The organism is Nocardia brasiliensis NBRC 14402 (assembly GCF_000308475.2).
In the GTDB taxonomy this organism is placed as follows: Bacteria; Actinomycetota; Actinomycetes; order Mycobacteriales; family Mycobacteriaceae; genus Nocardia; species Nocardia brasiliensis.
The window spans coordinates 56,293-74,737 of record NZ_BAFT02000066.1 but is presented as its reverse complement, the minus strand read 5'-3'; the positions used below and the strand labels follow the sequence as shown (position 1 = coordinate 74,737).

Genomic DNA, 18,445 nt, shown 5'->3' with positions numbered 1-18,445 from the left:
TGCTAAAGCTCTTTCGGTAGCACCGAAGCCGGGGTTTATCTTTCGGTGCTGGTCGGCGTCGGATCGGGTCGGCTCACTGCTCGATGCCGAGCCCCGGTGGACGGCGAGTTTCGTTGTGCGGCAGTTGATTCGAGCTACGTCTCACGTGTAGGTGGGGTAGGAGGCGGTGCCGCTCGGTTCCTCGATGACCAGGATCGCGGCCGGATCGGCGAAGTACTCCACCGCGGAGGAGGGGGTCAGCGGGGAGTGGGGATGCACGAGTAGCCGGTAGCCTGCCGTATGGAGTGCGCCGACGACGGTGAGGGCGGACCAGCGTGTCGACTCCTGGCTGATCGTGGGCCGGTGGACGTGCAGGCACACCAGCCGCCTGGACCACGAACTGTGCAGCGACACGACCGTGTCGCCGTCGCCGTCGGTACTGGTGTCCGCGACCGAAACTCCAGCGGCCCGCAACACTTTCGCGGCTCGTGCGACCTTCTCGGACTTGGCCAGAATGTCCAGCGTGACCTCCGCCGGCCACGCGAGCGAGGTACGGCGCACGATATCGTTGCTGCCGAGGCCCTGCCGCTTGGCCGCGTGCACCAATTGCACCAGCCGCCGATTCGCCTCGACGAAGGTGCTGACCGCCGCATCCAATTCCGCTGCCGCGCCAGGAGGCTCGTGTTCGTGCGCGAGCTCGGTATGCGGCGGCACCAGTGCCAGCCGATCGAATGGTTCCTCGTTCGGCTCGGGACTGTCGAGTATCAGCCCACCGGTATCGAAGGACGTCACGTCGTCATAGGTGCTCATAGCGGCATATTACGGTCTATATCGCCGAAAAGAACCATTGTTAGCACGCGCTGAAGTCTGCTGAGAGTTCCCCTTCAATTGTCATCGAACGGCATCGCGGTGGGTTGTGTTCGTCGAGCGTGCAGATAGTGGCGTCGACCGATCAGGACAACCTCCGGCTCGATGAAAATGCTGACTTCGCCGCGGTGTTCGAGGTCGAAACGACCCGGTCCTTGGCGCGCAGCATGTCCACGATGCCGGCCGGGGTGTCAGCGGTGCCCTGCACGGTCAAGGGGCGTCGACTATTCGCGCACCTGTGCGCCGCGAGCCCTTGGCGGTCCAGCTGCCGTCAGCGTGCCGGCTTTGGAAGTCGAAGTCCGACTGTGGAAGTGCCGACCGCATGTCGCGCGCGACATGCGGTGCGACACGCCGGGTAGTGGAAGATCTTGGTGGGATGTTTGCTGGGTTGATGCGGTTGTCGCGGCGGTCGCGTGGTCTGTTCGGATAGCGCAGGCCGAGATTCGGTGCGGCTCGGCGGCTAGCGAGAGGTTCGCCCTGCCGGCGTCGTTGCCGGGCCGACAACGCGGGAACGCATCCTCGCCGCGTGGCGGGCCTTGCTTTGGCGTGTGGTCGCGCCTGATTCTGCAATGGCAACATCTTGTGCTGGTCGAGTCCCCATCTCGATGGAAATCGTCCGTTACGGCCAGGTTGTATCGCTGCGGTGGACCTGTGGCATCGCTTGGGGGACAGTGAATTTCGTACCCGAATGCTTCTGTTTCACCGCTGTTGCCGAGTGAGGTGGTGTTTGATGTCAGCGACCGCAGAGGTGCCGATCGCGATTGTCGGTGTGGGTTGCCGGTTTCCGGGGCGGGTGGGTGATCCGGACAGTCTGTGGGAGCTGGTGGCCGCGGGACGTTCGACGGTGGGCCCGGTGCCGTCGGGTCGCTGGGACGCGGCGGCGTTGGCGGCGGTGCACGATCCCGAGATTGCTGAACGGGCCGGCTTCGGTTGTTTTCTCGACGGGGACATCTGGGCGTGGGATCCGCGGGCCTTCTCGGTGGCGCCGCTCGAGCAACGATGGGTCGATCCGCAGTTCCGGGTACTGATGGAGGTGGCCTGGCAGGCGGTGGAGCACGCGGGTATTCCGGTGGATCGGCTGCGGGGCAGCCGTACCGGTGTCTATATGGGCACCTATGCTCCGGACAATCTGCTCCGTGAGGCGTGCCCGGTGCAGGATGCCCCCCAAAGTGCTTACCTGTTCGGAAATTTCACCGCTGGCGCGGCGGGGCGGATCGCGTTCTCGATGGACCTGCGGGGTCCGGCGATGGTGGTCAGCACGCACTGCTCATCGGGTTTGGTGGCGCTCGACACCGCTTGCGGAGCACTGACCTTGGGGGAGTGTGACACCGCGCTGGCCGGTGGTGTGCTGTTGATGGTCTCGCCGGAGACTCATTACTACGAAGCGCCGCTGCTGCTTTCGCGCAGTGGTGGCTGCCACGCCTTCGACGCGCGGGCCGACGGGTACGTGCGCGGTGAAGGAGCGGGGGTGCTGGTGCTCGAGCGGCTCGCGGATGCTCGGCGGGCCGGGGATCGGGTGCTCGCGGTCATCCGGGGTAGTGCGGTCAACAACGATGGGCAGGCCAGCCGGTTGACCGCGCCGTCGACCGAGATGCAGCAGCGGTTGTTCCGGAGCGCGGTCGCCGCGGCGCACATCGATCCTGGTGAGGTCGGGCTGGTGGAGGCCCACGGGCCGGGGACCGTGGTCGGGGATCCGGTCGAGTACACCTCGATCAATGCCGTTTACGGGCAGCACGGGCGTGGCCGCTGCGCCCTCGGTTCGATCAAGACCAATATCGGGCACTCCGAGCCGGTGTCCGGGATCGCGGGGTTGATCAAGACGATCGAGTGCCTGCGTCGCGGGCAGATCGCTCCGAATGCCGGTTTCCGGCAATGGAATCCGTCGATTCCGCGCGACGAGGAATCGCGGCTCTTCGTGCCCGCTTCGCTCGCCGATTGGCCCGTCGACGGGGCGAGTCGTCTGGCGGCGGTGTGTTCGTACGGGGTGACAGGCACGAACGCCCATGTCGTGGTCGAGTCCGCGCCCGCGTCGGCGAAGCGGCGTCCAGCGCCCCACAATGCGGGGACACTGATCCATCTGGTATCGGGCGCGACGGCAAAGGCCCTGACTGGCAACGCTTCTCGTCTCGCGGAGTGGGTGGCCGCGCGGGGGGACAGTGCCTCGCCGCTGGATGTGGCGCACACGCTGGCCCAGCGGCGCTCGCATGCCGAGCACCGGCTGGTCGTCCTTGCCCGTGACCTCGGGCAGCTTGCGACTCGGGCCCGGGCGTTCGCCGCCGAACAGTCCGTCGACGGCGTTGTTTCCGGGACTCCGGTGTTGCCGCCCGGACACGCGGGCCCGGTCTTCGTGTTCACCGGCCAGGGTTCGCAGCGCCCCGGCATGTGTCAGGGGCTGTTGCGCAGCGAGCCGGTGTTCGCCGCCGCTGTCGACGAACTGGAACCGCTCATCAGAGCCGAGGCCGGATTCTCGCTGCGCGAGGTTCTCGAATACCCGCAGCGGCTGGCGGGGTTGGGCCGGATTCAACCGGCGTTGTTCGGCGTGCAGGTGGCGCTCGCGGCTGTGTGGCGGTCCTGGGGTGTCGTACCGGCGGCGGTCATCGGCCAGTCGCTGGGGGAGGTCGCCGCGCTGGTGGTCGCGGGCGGTCTGAGCACGGCGGACGGGGTGAAGGTCATCAGCCGTCGCTCCGCTCTGCTGGATACGATCTCCGGCGGAGCGATGGCATCGGTCATGTGCGGCGCCGAACGAGTCCAGGCCGCGCTCGACGAGTTCGGTGCGGACGGGGTGAGCCTGGGTGTGCTGACCTCGCCGGGCAGCACCGTGGTCTCGGGAGACGCGACTCAGATCGCCGGACTCATGGACCGGTGGGCCGCCGCCGGTGTGGTGGCGAGGATGATCGACGTCGAGGTGGCTTCGCATTCGTCCCAGGTCGATCCCATCCTGGCGCGACTGCACCGGAAGCTGGCCGAGGTGCCGGCGGCGGAGCCGCGAATCCCGTTCTACTCGACCGTGTCCCGTGATCCACGGCAGCCGGGACGCCTCGACGGCTCGTACTGGGTGCGCAATCAGCGCGACACCGTTCGCTTCCATACCGCGGTCTCGGCGGCGCTGGCGCACGGCCATCGACTGTTCCTGGAGTGCAGCGCGCATCCGCTGGCGGTGCGTCCGATTCTGGACACCGCGGCGCATGAGGGCATCCGGGACGTGGTGGCCGTCGGCAGCCTGCGGCAGGGCAGCGACGACCAGGAGGCGTTCCTGACACATTTGGCGACTCTTCATACCGCAGGCCACGACGGCATCGACTTCGCCGCGCACTATGGCGCGGGGGATCTGGTCGACGTGCCGGTCACCGACTGGCAGCGCACTCGCCATGGCGGCGGAGAGCCCGCATACCGGCTCGTCGGCGCCCGGCTGCCCGGCGCTACCCAGCATCCGCTGCTCGGCGGACACGTCCAAGAGCCCGATCGCCCCGACCAGCACCGGTGGCAGACTCCGATCGGCCCGCGATTGCTGCCCTGGCTGGCCGATCATTCCGTCGCCGACGTGCCGGTACTGCCAGGCACCGGCATGGTCGAGATGATGCTGGCCGCGGCGGCCCGCGTCTACGGCAGCGACCGGGTCGGTGCCCGCGACGTCACCATCGCGAGCCCGCTGCTGCTGGACACGGAGCCGTTGGTGACCACGACCCTGACCCGCCACGGTGGCAGCGCACGCGTCGAGATCGTGTCCACCAGCGCCGACGGTGTCACGGTGCACGCGCATGGCACTGTGACAGCGCTACCCGACAAACACTGTCCCACACCGCTGAGTCCCGCCGAACGCCTACCGAATGGCTTCCGGGACAGCGCGGTCGACAGTTTGCATCGCACCTTCCGAGACTGCCACGACGTCGTCCACGGACCCGCGTTCACTGCGATCGACCGTATCCAGGTGCACCCTGACGAGGACTCGGCCGTCGGTCACCTGCACACCCATGAGTCCGCGCAGATCTCGGCGTGGACGATGGCGCTGCATCCGGCCCTCGCCGACCAGGTGGTGCAGATCGCGGTGTCCGCGTGGTTGGCCCACTACGCCCTCGTCCCGGGCCCGGTCGTCGTCGCAGGCTTCGGCGCGGTCCGGGTGTACGGGCCCACTGCTCACACGCGTGTCGTCACGGTCCGTCTGTCCGAGGCCGACGAAGTGGGCTGTACCGCCTCCGCGCGACTGGCTTGCGCCGACGGAACCGTGGTCGCCGAGATCGACGGTCTGTGCGTCGCCAACATCACCCGGCCGAGCGAACGTTTCACGACCCGTTTGTCCCACGTGGAATGGATCGTCAGCCCGGCACCCGTTGATCGTCCCCGCGCCGCCGCCGGCACCTGGACCGTACTCACGACCTCGGACAGTGGATGGGCGCAGGAACTGGCACGGGAACTGGACAAGCAGACCGCGGGTTGCCGGCAGCTCTCCCGCCAGACCTTTCTCGCCGACCCCGGCACCCTGTCCGCGTGCACGGGAGTCGTTGTGGCCCTGGGCGTCGAGCACCCGGGTGACGATCTCGCCGACGCGATCCGTGCGGTGGTGTCCGACACCGCGACGGTCGTCCGGCAGCTCGCTCGATGCGAGCCGCCGCCTCGGCTGTGGGTCCTCAGCCGTGCCGATCACGCGCCGCTCGCCACGGCCTCGATCCGCGGCCTGCTGCGTGCGGTGACCTATGAACATCCCGAATTGCGTGCCGGTGTAGTGGAATTCACCGACGAATACGAAGCGGTTGTCGCCGAGCTCCTCGATGACCGACAGCCGGTGACCGAAGTTTCGCTCCTGCCGCAGCGCCATGTCGCGCAGATCCGTTCGGGCGCACCCACCGCCGCCGCCGTGACACGCGCGCTGCCGTTGATCCGACCCGGCTCGGGCTATCTCGTCACCGGTGGGCTCGGCGGTTTGGGCCTGCTCACTGTCGAATGGCTTGCCCGGCAAGGTGCCACTCGGATCACTGTCAGCAGCCGTGGCGCGCCCTCGCCCGAAATCGATTCTCGACTGCGGTCATTGCGCGCCGCGGGTACGAACATCGTTCTCGTTCAAGGTGATATCGGTGACCCCGCCGTGGCCGCGCGAGCTGTGGCCGATGGCGACGGGTGTCCGCTTCGCGGCGTATTCCACTGCGCCGGAGTCGTGGCGGATGCCACGATCGCCACTCTCGACGAACCGCTGCTCGACCGCGTCTGGCGTGGCAAAGCCGCGGGGGCGTGGGCACTGCACAAGGCCACGGAAGCAATCGAGCTGGATCTGTTCGTGGTCTATTCCTCGGTCGCCGCACTGATCGGGTCCCCAGGGCAAGCGGCTTACGCCGCGGCCAACGCCTTCCTGGACGGACTTGTCGCCCAGCGCAATGCCATGGGTCTGCCTGCCACCGGCATCAACTGGGGACCGTGGGGCCGAGTCGGTCGCGGACAACATCTGGCCGAGCGCGGGTTCCTGACCATCAGTCCCGCCGACGGCATCGATGCCCTCGAACGGATCCTCACCGGCGGTTTCCGCCAGGTCGCGTACTCTCCGCTGGACATCGACCGATGGACCGAGCCCTATTCGGCAGTCAGATCGGCCACCCTGCTCACCGCGCTCCTCGACGGTACCGACAGCGAGAGCGAGGACACCGACATCCGGGCTCGGCTCCTCGCCGCCGACAGTCCACAACAGCGCCGAACCATCCTGGAATCGTTCATCATCGACACCGTGCGCAGCTTGCTCGGCGCCACCACCCACCACATCGGACCGCACACCAGCATGGTCCTGCTCGGTCTCGACTCCCTCGGTGCCATCCAGCTCCAGCAGCGCCTGCGGCGCGCCCTGCACACCGAGATGAAAACCGGCGTGATCTGGGTCAAACCCAGTGCCGCCGCCCTCGCCGACTGGCTGCTCGACCATCTCGGCTTCGGCTCGGGCACACCACACCAGTCAGCGCCGACAGCGGGAGACCCGCCATGAACGACGACGGCACGAACCGCGTACGGTGCACGCCCGCTGTGTGTTTCGCAGCGCTGGGAGCGCTCTTCGTCGCATTCCAGGGCGTGGTGTTCGCCAGGTGGATCGCCGGCGGCGGCGCGCATCCGGTGCCGCGCGATTACCCGATCTCCACGCTGCGCGCGGCGCAGACCTGGGCCGGGCAGGTCATCACGATCCTGTTGGTCGTGCTCTGTGTGGTGGTCGCGTGGCGCAGCAGCAGGAAAGCCGGCGAGATCACCTTCGACACCGCCCTGATCGCCGGATACGCCACAACATTCTGGATCTCGCCCCTCGCCAACGCTCACGGCCCGGTCGCCGTGCAGAATCGGTACGCGCTGAACCTCACCGCGTGGGGCCCCTACATACCGGGCTGGGACGGACCGCGCACGGTGGCGATGTCGGAGACTCTCGTGCTCGCCGGCGGCTTGATGTACATCCCGCTGATCGTCTGGTATTGGATTCAAATACGACTGGTCAAGCAGCTCTTGCGGTTTCGTCCGCAGTGGGGCATGGCCCGGCTGACCCCGGCCGTTCTGCTGCTCGGTCTGCTGGTGGATATCCCGTTCGAGATCGCACTCATCGCCGGAACCGCGGGCTACGGTTACCCGTTCGCCGATCAGACCTCGAGCCTGTTCGGCGGGCACTGGTATCAGCTCCCACTGGGGGCGATCGTCGCCGGAATGTTCATGCCGAGCCTGGCCGCCCTCGTCTGGACCCACGCCCAGGTGACCAAGAGCCGGTTCGTCATCTTCCGCGGCGACGAACAGCTTGCCCCGCGCGCCCGCGGGTGGGCCCGCCTCCTGGCCGGAGTCACGCTGGCGAACATCTCCCTTCTGCTGTGGGCGCTCACCCAGATCAGCTTCAGCAAGATCAGCCCCGATCCCATGCCTGCCGATTTCCCGTCGTGGCTCTGGCCGCGCTGAAGGGAGGGTTTCATATGGAGCAGCCGGTATTCGGTGGCGACCGTGTGCTCGTCCTGGGCGCGGGAATCGCGGGGCTGCTCGCCGCACACGTGCTCGGCGAGCACGGTGCGCACGTGACCATCATCGAACCCGACGCGTTACCCGCCGGTCCCGCCGCCCGGCGCGGCACTCCGCAGGCTCGCCATCCGCACGGACTGCTCCATCGGGGTGCGGCGGTCCTGGAATCGTTATTCCCCGGATTCAGCGACGAACTCGTGCGGCACGGCGCGCGCACTTTCGATTTCGGCGAAGGTGCGCGCGTTCGGTTCCCGCACGGCCAGCCGCCACCGATCACCACCGGTGTTCGCCACCACGCCCTCAGTCGAGCACTGCTCGAACATGTCGTGCGCACTCGGGTGCTCGACCGCGACGCGATCACGCTCGATGAAGGCGTCCGCGCGCAAAACCTGCTGTGGCACAAAGGAAAGGTCACGGGCATCCTCGACGGCCACGGCACGCGCCGGCCCGCGGATCTGGTGGTCGACGCGACCGGCAGAGCCTCCAAGCTCACCGACTGGCTGACCGAAGCCGGCCTGGCCGTGCCCGCGCCGCAACAGGTGTGCGCGCAGCTGTCGTATACCTCCCGCCTGTTCGAATGCGACACCGACGATCGCCCGGCATGGCGGCTCTCGGCCGAACTCACCTACGCGCCCGCCACCCGCCGCGGCGGGGTCGCCACCTGTATCGAGAACGACCGCATCCTGCTCACGCTGATCGGCGCCGACGGTGAACGTGCCCCGCGCGACGAGCCCGGATTCCGCGCTTACGCCGAGAGCCTGCATAGCCCGCACTTCTTCGAGATCGCCACCGGCGCAAAGCCATTGAGCGGCATCACCTGTTACAGCGGCCTGAACAACCGCTGGCGTCGCTACCACCGGATGCCCCGCTGGCCCGACGGACTGATCGCCCTCGGTGATGCCGTGTGCACGCTCAATCCCATCTACGGGCACGGAATGACCGTCGCGGCCCTGCAAGCGGGCATCCTGCGACGAGTCCTCGCCGCCGGCCCGCCGCGCTGCGGCTTCGCCCGAACCGTGCAACGCGCGATCCCCGCCGCGATCCGCGTGCCCTGGCAATTGGCCGCCTACAGCGACATCGGCTGGCAGACAACGCATCACTGGACGCCGCCATATCTGGCGCACCGCATAGTGCGCCGTCTTGTCGATCGCATGCCCGACGACCCCGGCCTCTACCGGCGCTTCATCGCCGTGCAAAACCTACTGGCCCACCCCGCGACCCTTGCCGTCGAACGATCCGCCGGCCAGCGAACTCATCGCCGCGGCCCCCGTCGATGAAAGCTGGATCACCAAGCGACGGGCAGCTTTTCGATACCGTGCACCGCTGTCATGGCGCGGAACCGGATGTCCGCCGGATCGAGATCGAGCCGGAGCCCGGGGAAGCGTTGCAACAGGGCCGGGAATGCGATCCGTAGTTCCATCCTGGCCAGCGGAGCGCCGACACAGTGGTGGATGCCGTGGCCGAATGCGACGTGCGGGACCGGCTTGCGGGTGATGTCGAAGTCGTCCGGCGCGGTGACCAGACGCGGGTCACGGTTGGCCATGGGTAGCGAAACAACTACCAGGTCACCGGTTTTCATCTGCTGCCCACCGATGACGGTATCCGTCGTGACGGTCCGGGTCAGGCCCGTGTGGACCGGTGTGAAGAAGCGGAGCAGTTCCTCGACCGCACCGTCGACATGGTGGGGCTCGTCGCGGATCGCGGCGAGCTGTTCAGGGTGTTCGAGAAGCAGGGCGGTGCCCGCGCCGAGGGTGTTGGCGGTCGTCTCATGCCCCGCGATGAGCAGGACGAGGGCGACGCCGACCAACTCGTCGTGGCTGAGGTCGTCATCGTGTTCGCGGATGAGCATGCCGATCAGATCAGCACCGGGAGCACTGCGATGCCGGTCGACGAGATCGCCCATATAGGAACGCAACGCGAGGAAGGCTTGGGTCCGCTCTTCTTGCGGGGCTGTGGCTCGAAGCTGCACCGCCGTCAGATGTTGGAACATCTCCCGGTCGGAATAGGGGACGCCGAGGAGTTCGCAGATGACCAGGGAGGGGACGGGCAGCGCGAAGTGCTCGACGAGGTCGACCGGCGAGCCCGCGTCCTGCATGCCGTCGAGGACCTCGCCGACCACGGCCCGCACCCGAGGCGCCAGCTCGCGCATGCGGCGCATCGTGAATTCAGGGGTGAGCAGTCGGCGCAGGCGGGTGTGTTCGGGCGGATCCTGGCCGACCAAAAACGATGCCGCACTGGCGAACTGCTCGGCGGCAGCGTCGGTATCGGTTTGCGCGGCGGGCGGATTCGCGCGACGGCCAGGTGTCGCGCTGCTGAACCGGGCGGCGTCACCGAGTACGGCGCGCACGTCCTCATGGCGGGCGACCAGCCAAGCCGGTACTCCGAAGGGTGTGTCCGTTCTTGTGAGCCCAGCTGTGTGCGCTCGTTCGGCTAGAGCGGGGCTTGGGCTGTACCGCTCACGCGCTGCGTGAACAAAGTGCAGTGGCGTTTTCGACGTCACGGGTTCTCCCATCGAACCGCGGTCCGGCACCGGTGTTCCGGGCCGCCGCGCTGAACTAAGGCTTACTCAGTAAGCTTATCAAGTAAGTTTACTTAGGCAAGGAGTCAGAACGGCGAGCGACCCGCCCCCTCTGCGGCCGGTCCTTACCTGGTAAATTTACTCTGTAAAGCCCCGGTAGCAGGAGGGAGTTCCACGCGCATGCCGAATAAAGGGGACCGTGGCGGGTCGAAGACTCGAGCGCGCATCGCCGAGGTCGCGCAGGAACTGTTCGTGGGGCGCGGCTTCGACAACGTCACGATCGCCGATGTCGCCGCGGCCGCGGGCGTGTCCAAGGTGACGGTGTTCTCGCATTTCGAACGGAAGGAAGATCTGCTGTTCGACCGTCTCCCCGACGTTGTCGAGATCGTCCGCGACGCGATCCGCGGGCGAGGCGACACCATCGACGCGGTCGAAGCGCTTCGCCGCGCCGCCATCGCCCTCGGCGAAGAGCGACACGTGCTATCGGGCCTGGCCGGAGACATCGAACCGATGATGCGGACCGTCACGGCCTCGCCTGCTCTGATCGCGCGGCTGCGCGCCTTCGCGTCCGAGATCGAGGCGGCGCTGACCACCGAACTCGACCAGGACCCCGCGTTCTCTGGTGACAGCGCGCTCGCGGCAGCTCTGCTCGTTGCCGCGTACCGGACAGTCGCCGTCGACACGGTGCGACGCCGGCTCGCCGGAGACGATCTCGCCCACCTCACCGCGACACACCGTAAACGCTTGAACCAGGCGTTCGACGCGGTCGAGCACGGGATCTCAGGCGATCATCCCGCGACCTGAACGTGGTTGACAACGGTGCCCGGCAACCGTGACTTGCTCGAGTGCTCGGCCGGGGGACCGGGCTGGATCAAGAGTCGAACTGCACCTGTTCCCACGAGAGAGCTGTTCGCCACCCCTCGCGTTGAAATGCCCAGTCCTGCACTACTTTCACCACGGTGTCGAAGGCCGGCGAGACGACGCTGTCCCACGGTGCGTCGTCTCTGGTCGTGGCACGGAAGTGTGCGTCGGGGCCGCCGTCACGGAATTCGATTATGTAGCTGTGACCGTCGGCGGGATCCACGTCTTCATCGAGGTGGACCTGGATGTAGTAGTCGCCGGGTTCGGGTCCGCCGAGCCGATCGACGATCACGAACGGCGCGTTGAAGCTCATGTCCGCCAGGATGTCGTGCAGCTGGGTCCGCGACGGGTTCTCGACAGTCCGGTCGGCATCGGTCGCCACCACTCGTGGCGAGCCGGTGTGGTCTTGGGTCACCCGAGCACGGTACGTGCAAGCCAGTGACAGCGCGACCGTGTCCGATCCGGGCATCCGTGTTTTCAGGTAGCAGCGGGCGCATATAGGTCCGCTCGTAGCGAAGCACGCAGCCGCTCTCATCCCTGATGCGATCCGCGTCGATGAAATCGGGGTCTACGCCGAAATGCGCGCGGTACTCTTCGTATGCCGCGAGGCTGGAGAAGCTGGACAGCGCAAGGGCTTTATCGCTCGCGCCCTCGGCCGGAAGGAAGTAGCCGTGATGGGTGCCACCGTGGCGCTCGACCAACTCCATCCACCGCTTGCCGAATCGTTCGAACGCAGCAGTCTGCGCGGCACAACGCGTTGACCGCCGCCGGGAACTCGAGCGCGTCTAGCGTGGATCAGCATCCAGCCTCGGTAGCGTTCGTGTCGAGTTGTCCATCCGTGCTGGGCGACTCGACCGATCTAGTGCGCGTTCAATGCGTCGAGGATGGCGGGGCGGGCGGCGGCCAGGGATTGTTGCCAGTAGGGCCAGGTGTGGGTGCCGTCCGTGATGTCGATGCGGGCCGGAATGTTCAGAGTTGCCAAGCGGTCTCGGAAGATTCGGGTCGCGGCGACGGTCATGGCTTCGAGGGCGATGCCGTTGATGGTGTTGGTGATGGCGTTGGGGGCGTCCAGCGGACCGGGCAGGCCGTTGCCGGTGGAGACGTAGATCGGGAGGCCGCGCAGTAGTTCGGCCTGGACCGTCGCATCGTTGCGGAACCAAGCGGGAGTGCCTGCGGGGCCCCACATGTCGTCCACGTTGAAGCGACCCTCGTCGAGCATGGCGGCGCGCATCGCCTCGTTCCACAGCGGGAAGGTGGGGTGCACGAAACCGGAGAAAGAGCCGGCGAATTTGAATTGGTCGCGGTGGTGGCCGGCCAGGGTGAGCGCGGCGTTGCCGCCCATGGAGGCACCGACGATCGCATTGTTGGTTCGTGAAACACCGTAGCCCGCAAGGAAAGCGGGCAGTTCTCTGGTGAGGAAGGTCTCCCAGCGGTAGGTGGTCGGCTGGCCGTTGGTGCTGCTCGGCCGGTACCAGTCGGTGTAGAAGCTCGAGTGGCCGCCGACCGGGAACACCAGTGTGACGTTGTCACCGGCGAATTGGCGCAGGGCGTCGGTGTCGGAGGTCCACTGGCTGTGATCGGCCGGTGCGCGTAAGCCGTCGAGGAAATACAGCGCGGAGCTGCCGCCCCGCGCCGCCCACTGCACCTGCACCTTGATAGGGCCCATGCTGGACGGCACGACCAGCTCTTGATAGCCGCCTGCAGGTGCACGCAGCACCGGTCCGTGCACCGGGGCGGCCGTCGCCGTCGCACCGATCCCCGACATGAGTACAGCCGCAGCCAAAACAACGCCGGCCCGTCGGCGCCAACCCGGCACCTTCCCCCGACCCACCGAAAACACCACTATGCGCATACCTTTCAACCTTCCCGCCCGCGACCCGACCGGCGGGGGACCCGAATCGGCCTGTCGCCCAGGCTAACTGTGCACCTTGCCAAGTCGCCAATTCACAGGTGGGGGAAGATCGGATCGGGAACGCGTACTCGAACGCAGTGGGGTGGCGGTCGCGATGTCGCGGGGCTGCCGGTGAAGAAATCTCGATCGAGCACGGCTACCCTGCTGCCGCCGCACACGATCGAATAGATCCGTGATGCCATCGCGCGGTTGAAGTCCTTCTTGGCGAACAGTAAGGCCCCGGCCGTCGCCAATATCGCCGCGTTCGGCACATGCTTGTTGTCCACCGCCGCCTACGGTCCGGCCCGGTGCCTCACAGCCGGGGTTTCACCATGTGAACGGCACCGCTGATGTGGTTGGACGGGAGGGGATCCGGTGTGGGGAGGAGGCGGTAGCCCGCGTTCTGATACATGCGGATGTTGCGTTCGCTGCGAGCGCCGGTGAACAGGATGAATTGTTCGATGTGCGGGGGAGCGAGACTTTCGATCAGGCGCAGCAGGTGGGAACCGGCCCCGCGACCGGTCAGGTCGGGAGCGACCATGAGTCGGCCGACGTGCCAGTCGCTGCCTTCGACCTGGCCGCGCACCGCGGCGACGAGACGTCCGCGTTGCCGCACGATCAGAGTCGTCGATGTGGTCGCCCACGCCAGTACCTCGTCGTGGGTTTCGTGCAGTGGGGGGAGGTCGAGCATGTTGTTGAGCGCTGCTTCCGGGACCCAGCAGCATCGTTGCAGGACAACGAGTTCGGCGAGATCATCTGCAGTGAAGAGGGACAGTGTGGAGTCGGGGAAGACGTTCGACAGGGCATCGCGGGGCAGATCTGTCCGGTTCGGCGACTGTGCGGCCATGAGTGGTTCCTAGTCGGTGGTGCGGATGGACGATGTGGGTGACTTCGAGCGGTCCTTCGCGGGGTGGTTCCTGGAGTCATCCGACGGACCATATCCGCGCGCCGGACGACCCATGGTCGCTACCAGGCGAGTCTTCAACGCCCAGAATGAGTTTGCCCCGTGCGGCAGCTGATCTCCATGCCATCCGCCACGGGGTAGTCGACCGAGACGTAGCCGTTGGCCGGATCCCGAACGTGGTTCAGATAGTCGCCCATGGAAGCCATGGTGGTGTCATCGGCGACCACGACGGCACCGGGTGCGAGGCGGTCCTCCAAAAGCCGAAGGACGGGCAGGCACAGGTCTTTCCAGCCGTCGAGCAGTACGAGGCCGATCGGCCCAGGGACTTCGGCCAGAGTAATCAGCGCGTCACCGGGCAGGATCGTCACCGCGTCCGCCACCCCGGCCTCGGCGAGGTTCGCTTGCGCCGCAACGACCTTCGACTGGCTGAGCTCGGTGCTCAGCACGTGGCCGACGCCGTTGTCGGTGACGGCGGCGGCCAGGTAGATGGTCGAGATCCCGAACGAGGTGCCGAACTCGACGATCGTCGCCGGGCGGGCGGCCCGGACCAGCGTGTAGAGCAGGGTGCCGCCGTGCGCGGAGATCGGCATGAGGACTTCTTCGAGTACGTCCGCGCGTTCCTGCGCGGAGGCGTCGGCGTAGGAACGGCCCGCAGGCCAACGGGACGGGTCTTCGTCCTCGACGGCGGCTGCGGCGAACAAGCGATCGAGCACGGTCAGTACTGATTCGCTCTGCAAGGTGTTGGTCATACCCGCTAGAGTAGACGCAACGTTGCGTTGTGTCTATATTTGAATGCGCTCGCCCTTATCCGAAGAGCCGTGCTCGAAGCGACGGACGACCTGCAGCCGGGCAAGACCGACTGGAGATCACGGGCTCGGTCGCTGTCCATCAACGATTGCGAGGAACGCTTTCGTCGCGGGACTCGGATTCAGACGGCTGCAACCCGGATCGGACGCGCACGGGGTGAGTACACGAGCCGCTTCGTCGCGGTACTTCAGGCGTAAGCCGCCATAGTCCGGTGGGTGTTCGGAAACGACCGCGACTGAACACCCACCGCCTGCCGGACCCACTTCGCGGGGCGCTATCCAGCCCGCGACACGTTGGGTTTTACGTGGTACGCCATTCGGAAATTCGCGAACCCGCGCATTTCCGCTCCACTTGGACGCCGGGCACCCTACAACGTCGATGCGTGGGGCGGCGTCTTGGTAACGGTTCGGGCACGGTAGCCCAGATCCGGAGCCTGTTCGCGGTTGCGCGCACCGTGAATCGTCAAGAGCCCCGGCTGGTTTCGGCCGCATGGGTCGCGCATGTGATCTGTATCGCTTGCCTGTTCGCGATATGACTGCGGTCATAAAAGACTGTTCGCCATGGGGGTGGCGTGTCAAGCTACTCGCGTAGATAGCTGAAAGTTTGCTATGACTGTGGGAGGGGAAGGTTGTGGGGAGAACCTTACTGACAGCGTCCAGTGCTGTCACTGTGGGTGCGGTGTTGCTGGCCGGGATATGGGGTGCGGGCGCGGTGAGCGCGGACCCGATAGTCGACAAAAACCGCGAGACGGTCACCGATGACGGGTGGATCCTCGCGGTGACCAAGACCGGTGAGAATCTGGATCGGGTTCCGAATCTGGCCGCGACGATGTTCACCCGCGAGGGATTCGTCAGTCTCAAAGCCGTCGCCGAAGTCAGCGGTGGCGGGTCGGCGCCGATTTCGGCCGGTTCGCTGGGGTTGGGGTATCAGATCGGCTGCCAAGTCGATGTCTCCACGGGCCTGACCCTGGGCATGGGATTCTCGGTCGGGCCGAACGCGTCGCTGAATATCAGCTACCCGCCCAGCGTCAGCCTCGGAGCGAGCGCGTCGGTGTCACCGAACATCTCCACCACCATCAAGCCCGGCTCGATCGCGACCATCGACTTCGGGACCAAACCCTTGGCCGGGCCACGCGCGTCGATCACCGCTGAAGGAGTCGAGATCAAGGTCGACGCCTGCATGGGCCCGGTGAGCTTGCGCTCGTTCGCGACCGCGCGGATCTCCACCCCCACCGCGGACAACACCGTCACCGTCTACGGCGATCCGGTATACCTGTGAGCCGCGCAAACCCGACACCCACTGGACCCGTTCAAGAGCGTGAGCGTTCCATCGGTCGAACCGACGCCATCCAGCGGGACCGGTGGAGAACAATGGCGTGCCACCGGTGCCGCCTTGGTCGCCACCGGGGCGCTGAGCGCGAGCATGGCCGTGCTCGCTGCCATCGAGCCTGGCGCCCCGCCGGCGTCGGCGGGACCCTATATTCCGTGTGAGCAGTGGCAGCAGATGCACCCGGGCCGGCCGTGTCTGGATGTCCCCGAACCCGCACAACCCCCCACCGCACCGGCCCCACCGGCGCACCGGACGGGTTCCGCGGAGCACCACCGCAGATCCTGCCCGCCACCCCCGCGCCGAACATCCCGCACCCGGCCGGAGGAAACTGAATGCCAGGCATCCCAGGTGCGGTCCACGTCGAACATCATCGAGCCCAGGAGCGTCCGCTATGACTCGGTCGCCCACCACGCAAACCGGCACCGCGCCGCGGCGCCGCCGCTACATCCTGGCAGCGCTCACAGGCGTCCTCGTGCTCGCCGCTGTGGGGCTGGGTTACTACTGGCTCAAACCCGCGCCACCAGCCCAGGTCAGCGTCGAGCGCAGCCAAGTCATCTTCAAAGTCACCAAGGACGATCTTCGTGGCCAGACCTTGCAGACTGCGTTGACCAAGATCGCCTACCCGCAATCGGTGTTCAACGACCACGTCGGTGACGTGTGGGTGGTCGACGTCAGTAACGGACCCTCACAAACACTGGTGCCGATCCCCCCCGACCCCGGCAACTGGACCGTTGTGGCCGTCGGGTTTCGAGCGGGAACACCGCAGACCATCGCCGAGAACCAGAAACTCGCCCCTGGACAAAAACCCGGCCTCAACTTCGTCACCTTCGGCATACGCCGCACAGCCGACCTCTCCGGCGCCCAGATCGCGACCATCGTACAGGGCGGACTCGACGACACCCTGCCCGGAAACAGCGGAACATCGGGCATGACGGCACTACGCCCGGGCACCGGCCCCACCATCCGCGTCCAATAACGGCAACCCGCCCAACGCAGACCCTGAACACCGACGCGATCCGACATGTCCTCACACTGATCACCCACGTGCGCGCACGACGTCGCTTTCGAGGAGGCGCAAATGTATTCGTATCTCTGTCGCGGGTGATCGTCAGCGATACCGGGGAGGTGATGTGGTCAGCCGTGCCAGGTGCGCAGAGGGCGGCGTAGCTACCGTCCCGGGTGAGCAGTTCGGTGTGGGTGCCTAGTTCGGTGATGCGGCCGTCCTCCATGACCGCGATGCGGTCGGCGTCGTGTGCGGTCTGCAGGCGGTGGGCGATGGCGATGACCGTCCGGCCGGACAGGATGGCGGCCAGGCTACGTTCGGTATCGCGGGCGGTGGTCGGATCGAGCATCGCGGTGGCCTCGTCCAGGACCAACGTATGCGGATCGGCCAGTACCACGCGGGCTAGCGAAAGTTGCTGTGCTCGAGCATCATCGAGACGATGCCGACCGTCCAGCAGGGTACCGGGATCCTCTGGAAGCTCGGTGGCCCAGCTCGCGCCGACGGCCGCGAGGGCGGCGGCCAGCTCGTCGTCGGTGGCGGTTGGGGCGGCCAAGCGCAGGTTCTCGCGCAGGGTGTCGCGGAAGACATGGTGTTCCTGGGTGATCAGGATGATCTGGCGGCGCAGCCGATCCGGGGCGAGCCCGGCGATCGGCACACCGCCGACGGTGATCGAACCCTGGTCGGGTGCCTCGATCCCGGCGATCAACCGTCCGAGGGTGGATTTGCCTGCACCGGAGGGCCCGACGATGGCGAGCCGTTCGCCGGGCCGGATATCGAGGTCGACACCGTGCAGGACACTGCGGCTGTTTCCGTAGGCGAAATGCACGCCGGCGCAGACTATTCGGTCATCGGCAGGCTCGGTGATGGCCGAGGGATCCGGGTCGGCTCGCGGCGCTCGCGCGGCGGCGATTCCCTCGATTCTGGCGAATGCGGCAGTGGCGCTTTGGATCTGGTCCAGCCACATCATGAACAAGTTCAGCGGATCGATCAGCCGCTGTAGGTAGAGCGCTGCGGCGACGACGGCGCCCAGGGAGATCATGTCGTTGCGATGCGACCAGCCCCCGAACAGCAGCACGCCCACCACCGGTAGCGCGCAAGCGATCTCCACCACCGGAAACAGCCGGGTACGCAGCCACAGGGTCGACAGCCGTGCCTGACGGCTCTCGGCGATCGTAGAGTCCGCCGCCCGGATGCGTGGTCGCGCCTTCGGCGCTGGCGCACCGCCCGCCCGCCGCAAGGGCCGCCTTACGTGCAGATATCCGGCAGAGTTACCCGGTACTGCGGCGCCGACATCATGGCCTACCTGGAACACCGACGCATTGACCC

13 protein-coding genes and 1 pseudogene are annotated in these 18,445 nt (G+C 66.8%); 5 read left to right on the top strand and 9 right to left on the bottom strand.

Annotated features, from left to right (window positions below):
• Nucleotides 1-141 precede the first annotated feature (141 nt).
• Nucleotides 142-789: a hypothetical protein gene (locus TY25_RS23855; protein ID WP_042259369.1), complete on the bottom strand. Its 648-nt coding sequence runs from the start codon at nucleotides 787-789 to the stop codon at nucleotides 142-144.
• Between the two features lie 787 nt (nucleotides 790-1,576).
• Between TY25_RS23855 and TY25_RS23850 the strand changes: the two genes are divergently transcribed.
• From TY25_RS23850 to TY25_RS23840, 3 genes are read left to right on the top strand one after another with little or no spacing between them, the layout of a single operon-like run.
• On the top strand, nucleotides 1,577-6,808 hold the full coding sequence (locus TY25_RS23850) for a type I polyketide synthase (RefSeq protein WP_162184223.1): 5,232 nt from the start codon (nucleotides 1,577-1,579) through the stop codon (nucleotides 6,806-6,808).
• A gap of 38 nt (nucleotides 6,809-6,846) precedes the next feature.
• Nucleotides 6,847-7,749, top strand: coding sequence for a spirocyclase AveC family protein (locus TY25_RS23845; protein WP_162184222.1), 903 nt, complete (start codon nucleotides 6,847-6,849; stop codon nucleotides 7,747-7,749).
• A gap of 14 nt (nucleotides 7,750-7,763) precedes the next feature.
• Nucleotides 7,764-9,083 carry an FAD-dependent oxidoreductase gene (locus tag TY25_RS23840; protein WP_088606890.1) on the top strand — a complete coding sequence of 440 codons (1,320 nt, stop codon included), beginning with the start codon at nucleotides 7,764-7,766 and terminating at the stop codon, nucleotides 9,081-9,083.
• A gap of 8 nt (nucleotides 9,084-9,091) precedes the next feature.
• Here the strand turns inward: TY25_RS23840 and TY25_RS23835 are convergent, their stop codons facing one another.
• Nucleotides 9,092-10,306, bottom strand: a complete 1,215-nt coding sequence (locus TY25_RS23835; protein ID WP_088606889.1) for a cytochrome P450 — start codon at nucleotides 10,304-10,306, stop codon at nucleotides 9,092-9,094.
• A gap of 198 nt (nucleotides 10,307-10,504) precedes the next feature.
• On the opposite strand from TY25_RS23835, the gene TY25_RS23830 reads away from it, so the two are divergent.
• Nucleotides 10,505-11,128 (top strand): TetR/AcrR family transcriptional regulator, encoded by a 624-nt coding sequence (locus TY25_RS23830; protein WP_042259362.1) that lies wholly within the window; start codon nucleotides 10,505-10,507, stop codon nucleotides 11,126-11,128.
• A gap of 67 nt (nucleotides 11,129-11,195) precedes the next feature.
• On the opposite strand, the gene TY25_RS41850 is transcribed toward TY25_RS23830, so the two are convergent.
• From TY25_RS41850 to TY25_RS23805, 6 genes and pseudogenes are all read right to left on the bottom strand, one after another.
• The gene (locus TY25_RS41850) at nucleotides 11,196-11,600 is read right to left on the bottom strand and encodes a hypothetical protein (protein ID WP_042259482.1); all 405 of its coding nucleotides are present in this window, start codon (nucleotides 11,598-11,600) and stop codon (nucleotides 11,196-11,198) included.
• Between the two features lie 85 nt (nucleotides 11,601-11,685).
• Nucleotides 11,686-11,913, bottom strand: a pseudogene (locus TY25_RS44210) (NIPSNAP family protein); the annotation flags it as partial.
• Nucleotides 11,914-12,044: 131 nt separating this feature from the next.
• Nucleotides 12,045-12,950, bottom strand: a complete 906-nt coding sequence (locus TY25_RS23820; protein ID WP_169744355.1) for an alpha/beta hydrolase — start codon at nucleotides 12,948-12,950, stop codon at nucleotides 12,045-12,047.
• Nucleotides 12,951-13,129: 179 nt separating this feature from the next.
• On the bottom strand, nucleotides 13,130-13,363 hold the full coding sequence (locus TY25_RS23815; protein ID WP_042259358.1) for a hypothetical protein: 234 nt from the start codon (nucleotides 13,361-13,363) through the stop codon (nucleotides 13,130-13,132).
• Between the two features lie 26 nt (nucleotides 13,364-13,389).
• Entirely contained in the window at nucleotides 13,390-13,923 is a 534-nt protein-coding gene (locus tag TY25_RS23810; protein WP_106386988.1) for a GNAT family N-acetyltransferase, read from the bottom strand.
• 134 nt (nucleotides 13,924-14,057) lie between these two features.
• Complete coding sequence (locus TY25_RS23805; RefSeq protein WP_042259356.1) at nucleotides 14,058-14,729, bottom strand: O-methyltransferase; 672 nt, start codon at nucleotides 14,727-14,729, stop codon at nucleotides 14,058-14,060.
• Between the two features lie 727 nt (nucleotides 14,730-15,456).
• On the opposite strand from TY25_RS23805, the gene TY25_RS23800 reads away from it, so the two are divergent.
• Nucleotides 15,457-16,065, top strand: a complete 609-nt coding sequence (locus TY25_RS23800; RefSeq protein ID WP_226887390.1) for an MspA family porin — start codon at nucleotides 15,457-15,459, stop codon at nucleotides 16,063-16,065.
• Nucleotides 16,066-16,937: 872 nt separating this feature from the next.
• On the opposite strand, the gene TY25_RS41840 is transcribed toward TY25_RS23800, so the two are convergent.
• The gene (locus TY25_RS41840; RefSeq protein ID WP_236639141.1) at nucleotides 16,938-18,431 is read right to left on the bottom strand and encodes an ABC transporter ATP-binding protein; all 1,494 of its coding nucleotides are present in this window, start codon (nucleotides 18,429-18,431) and stop codon (nucleotides 16,938-16,940) included.
• Between the last annotated feature and the right edge of the window lie 14 nt (nucleotides 18,432-18,445).

What these genes read in the sequence shown, in the direction of transcription:
- TY25_RS23855 (WP_042259369.1), bottom strand. Translation starts at nt 789, where the DNA reads ATGAGCACCTATGACGACGTGACGTCCTTCGATACCGGTGGGCTGATA.
- TY25_RS23850 (WP_162184223.1), top strand. Translation starts at nt 1,577, where the DNA reads ATGTCAGCGACCGCAGAGGTGCCGATCGCGATTGTCGGTGTGGGTTGC.
- TY25_RS23840 (WP_088606890.1), top strand. Translation starts at nt 7,764, where the DNA reads ATGGAGCAGCCGGTATTCGGTGGCGACCGTGTGCTCGTCCTGGGCGCG.
- TY25_RS23830 (WP_042259362.1), top strand. Translation starts at nt 10,505, where the DNA reads ATGCCGAATAAAGGGGACCGTGGCGGGTCGAAGACTCGAGCGCGCATC.
- TY25_RS23820 (WP_169744355.1), bottom strand. Translation starts at nt 12,950, where the DNA reads ATGTCGGGGATCGGTGCGACGGCGACGGCCGCCCCGGTGCACGGACCG.
- TY25_RS23810 (WP_106386988.1), bottom strand. Translation starts at nt 13,923, where the DNA reads ATGGCCGCACAGTCGCCGAACCGGACAGATCTGCCCCGCGATGCCCTG.
- TY25_RS23805 (WP_042259356.1), bottom strand. Translation starts at nt 14,729, where the DNA reads ATGACCAACACCTTGCAGAGCGAATCAGTACTGACCGTGCTCGATCGC.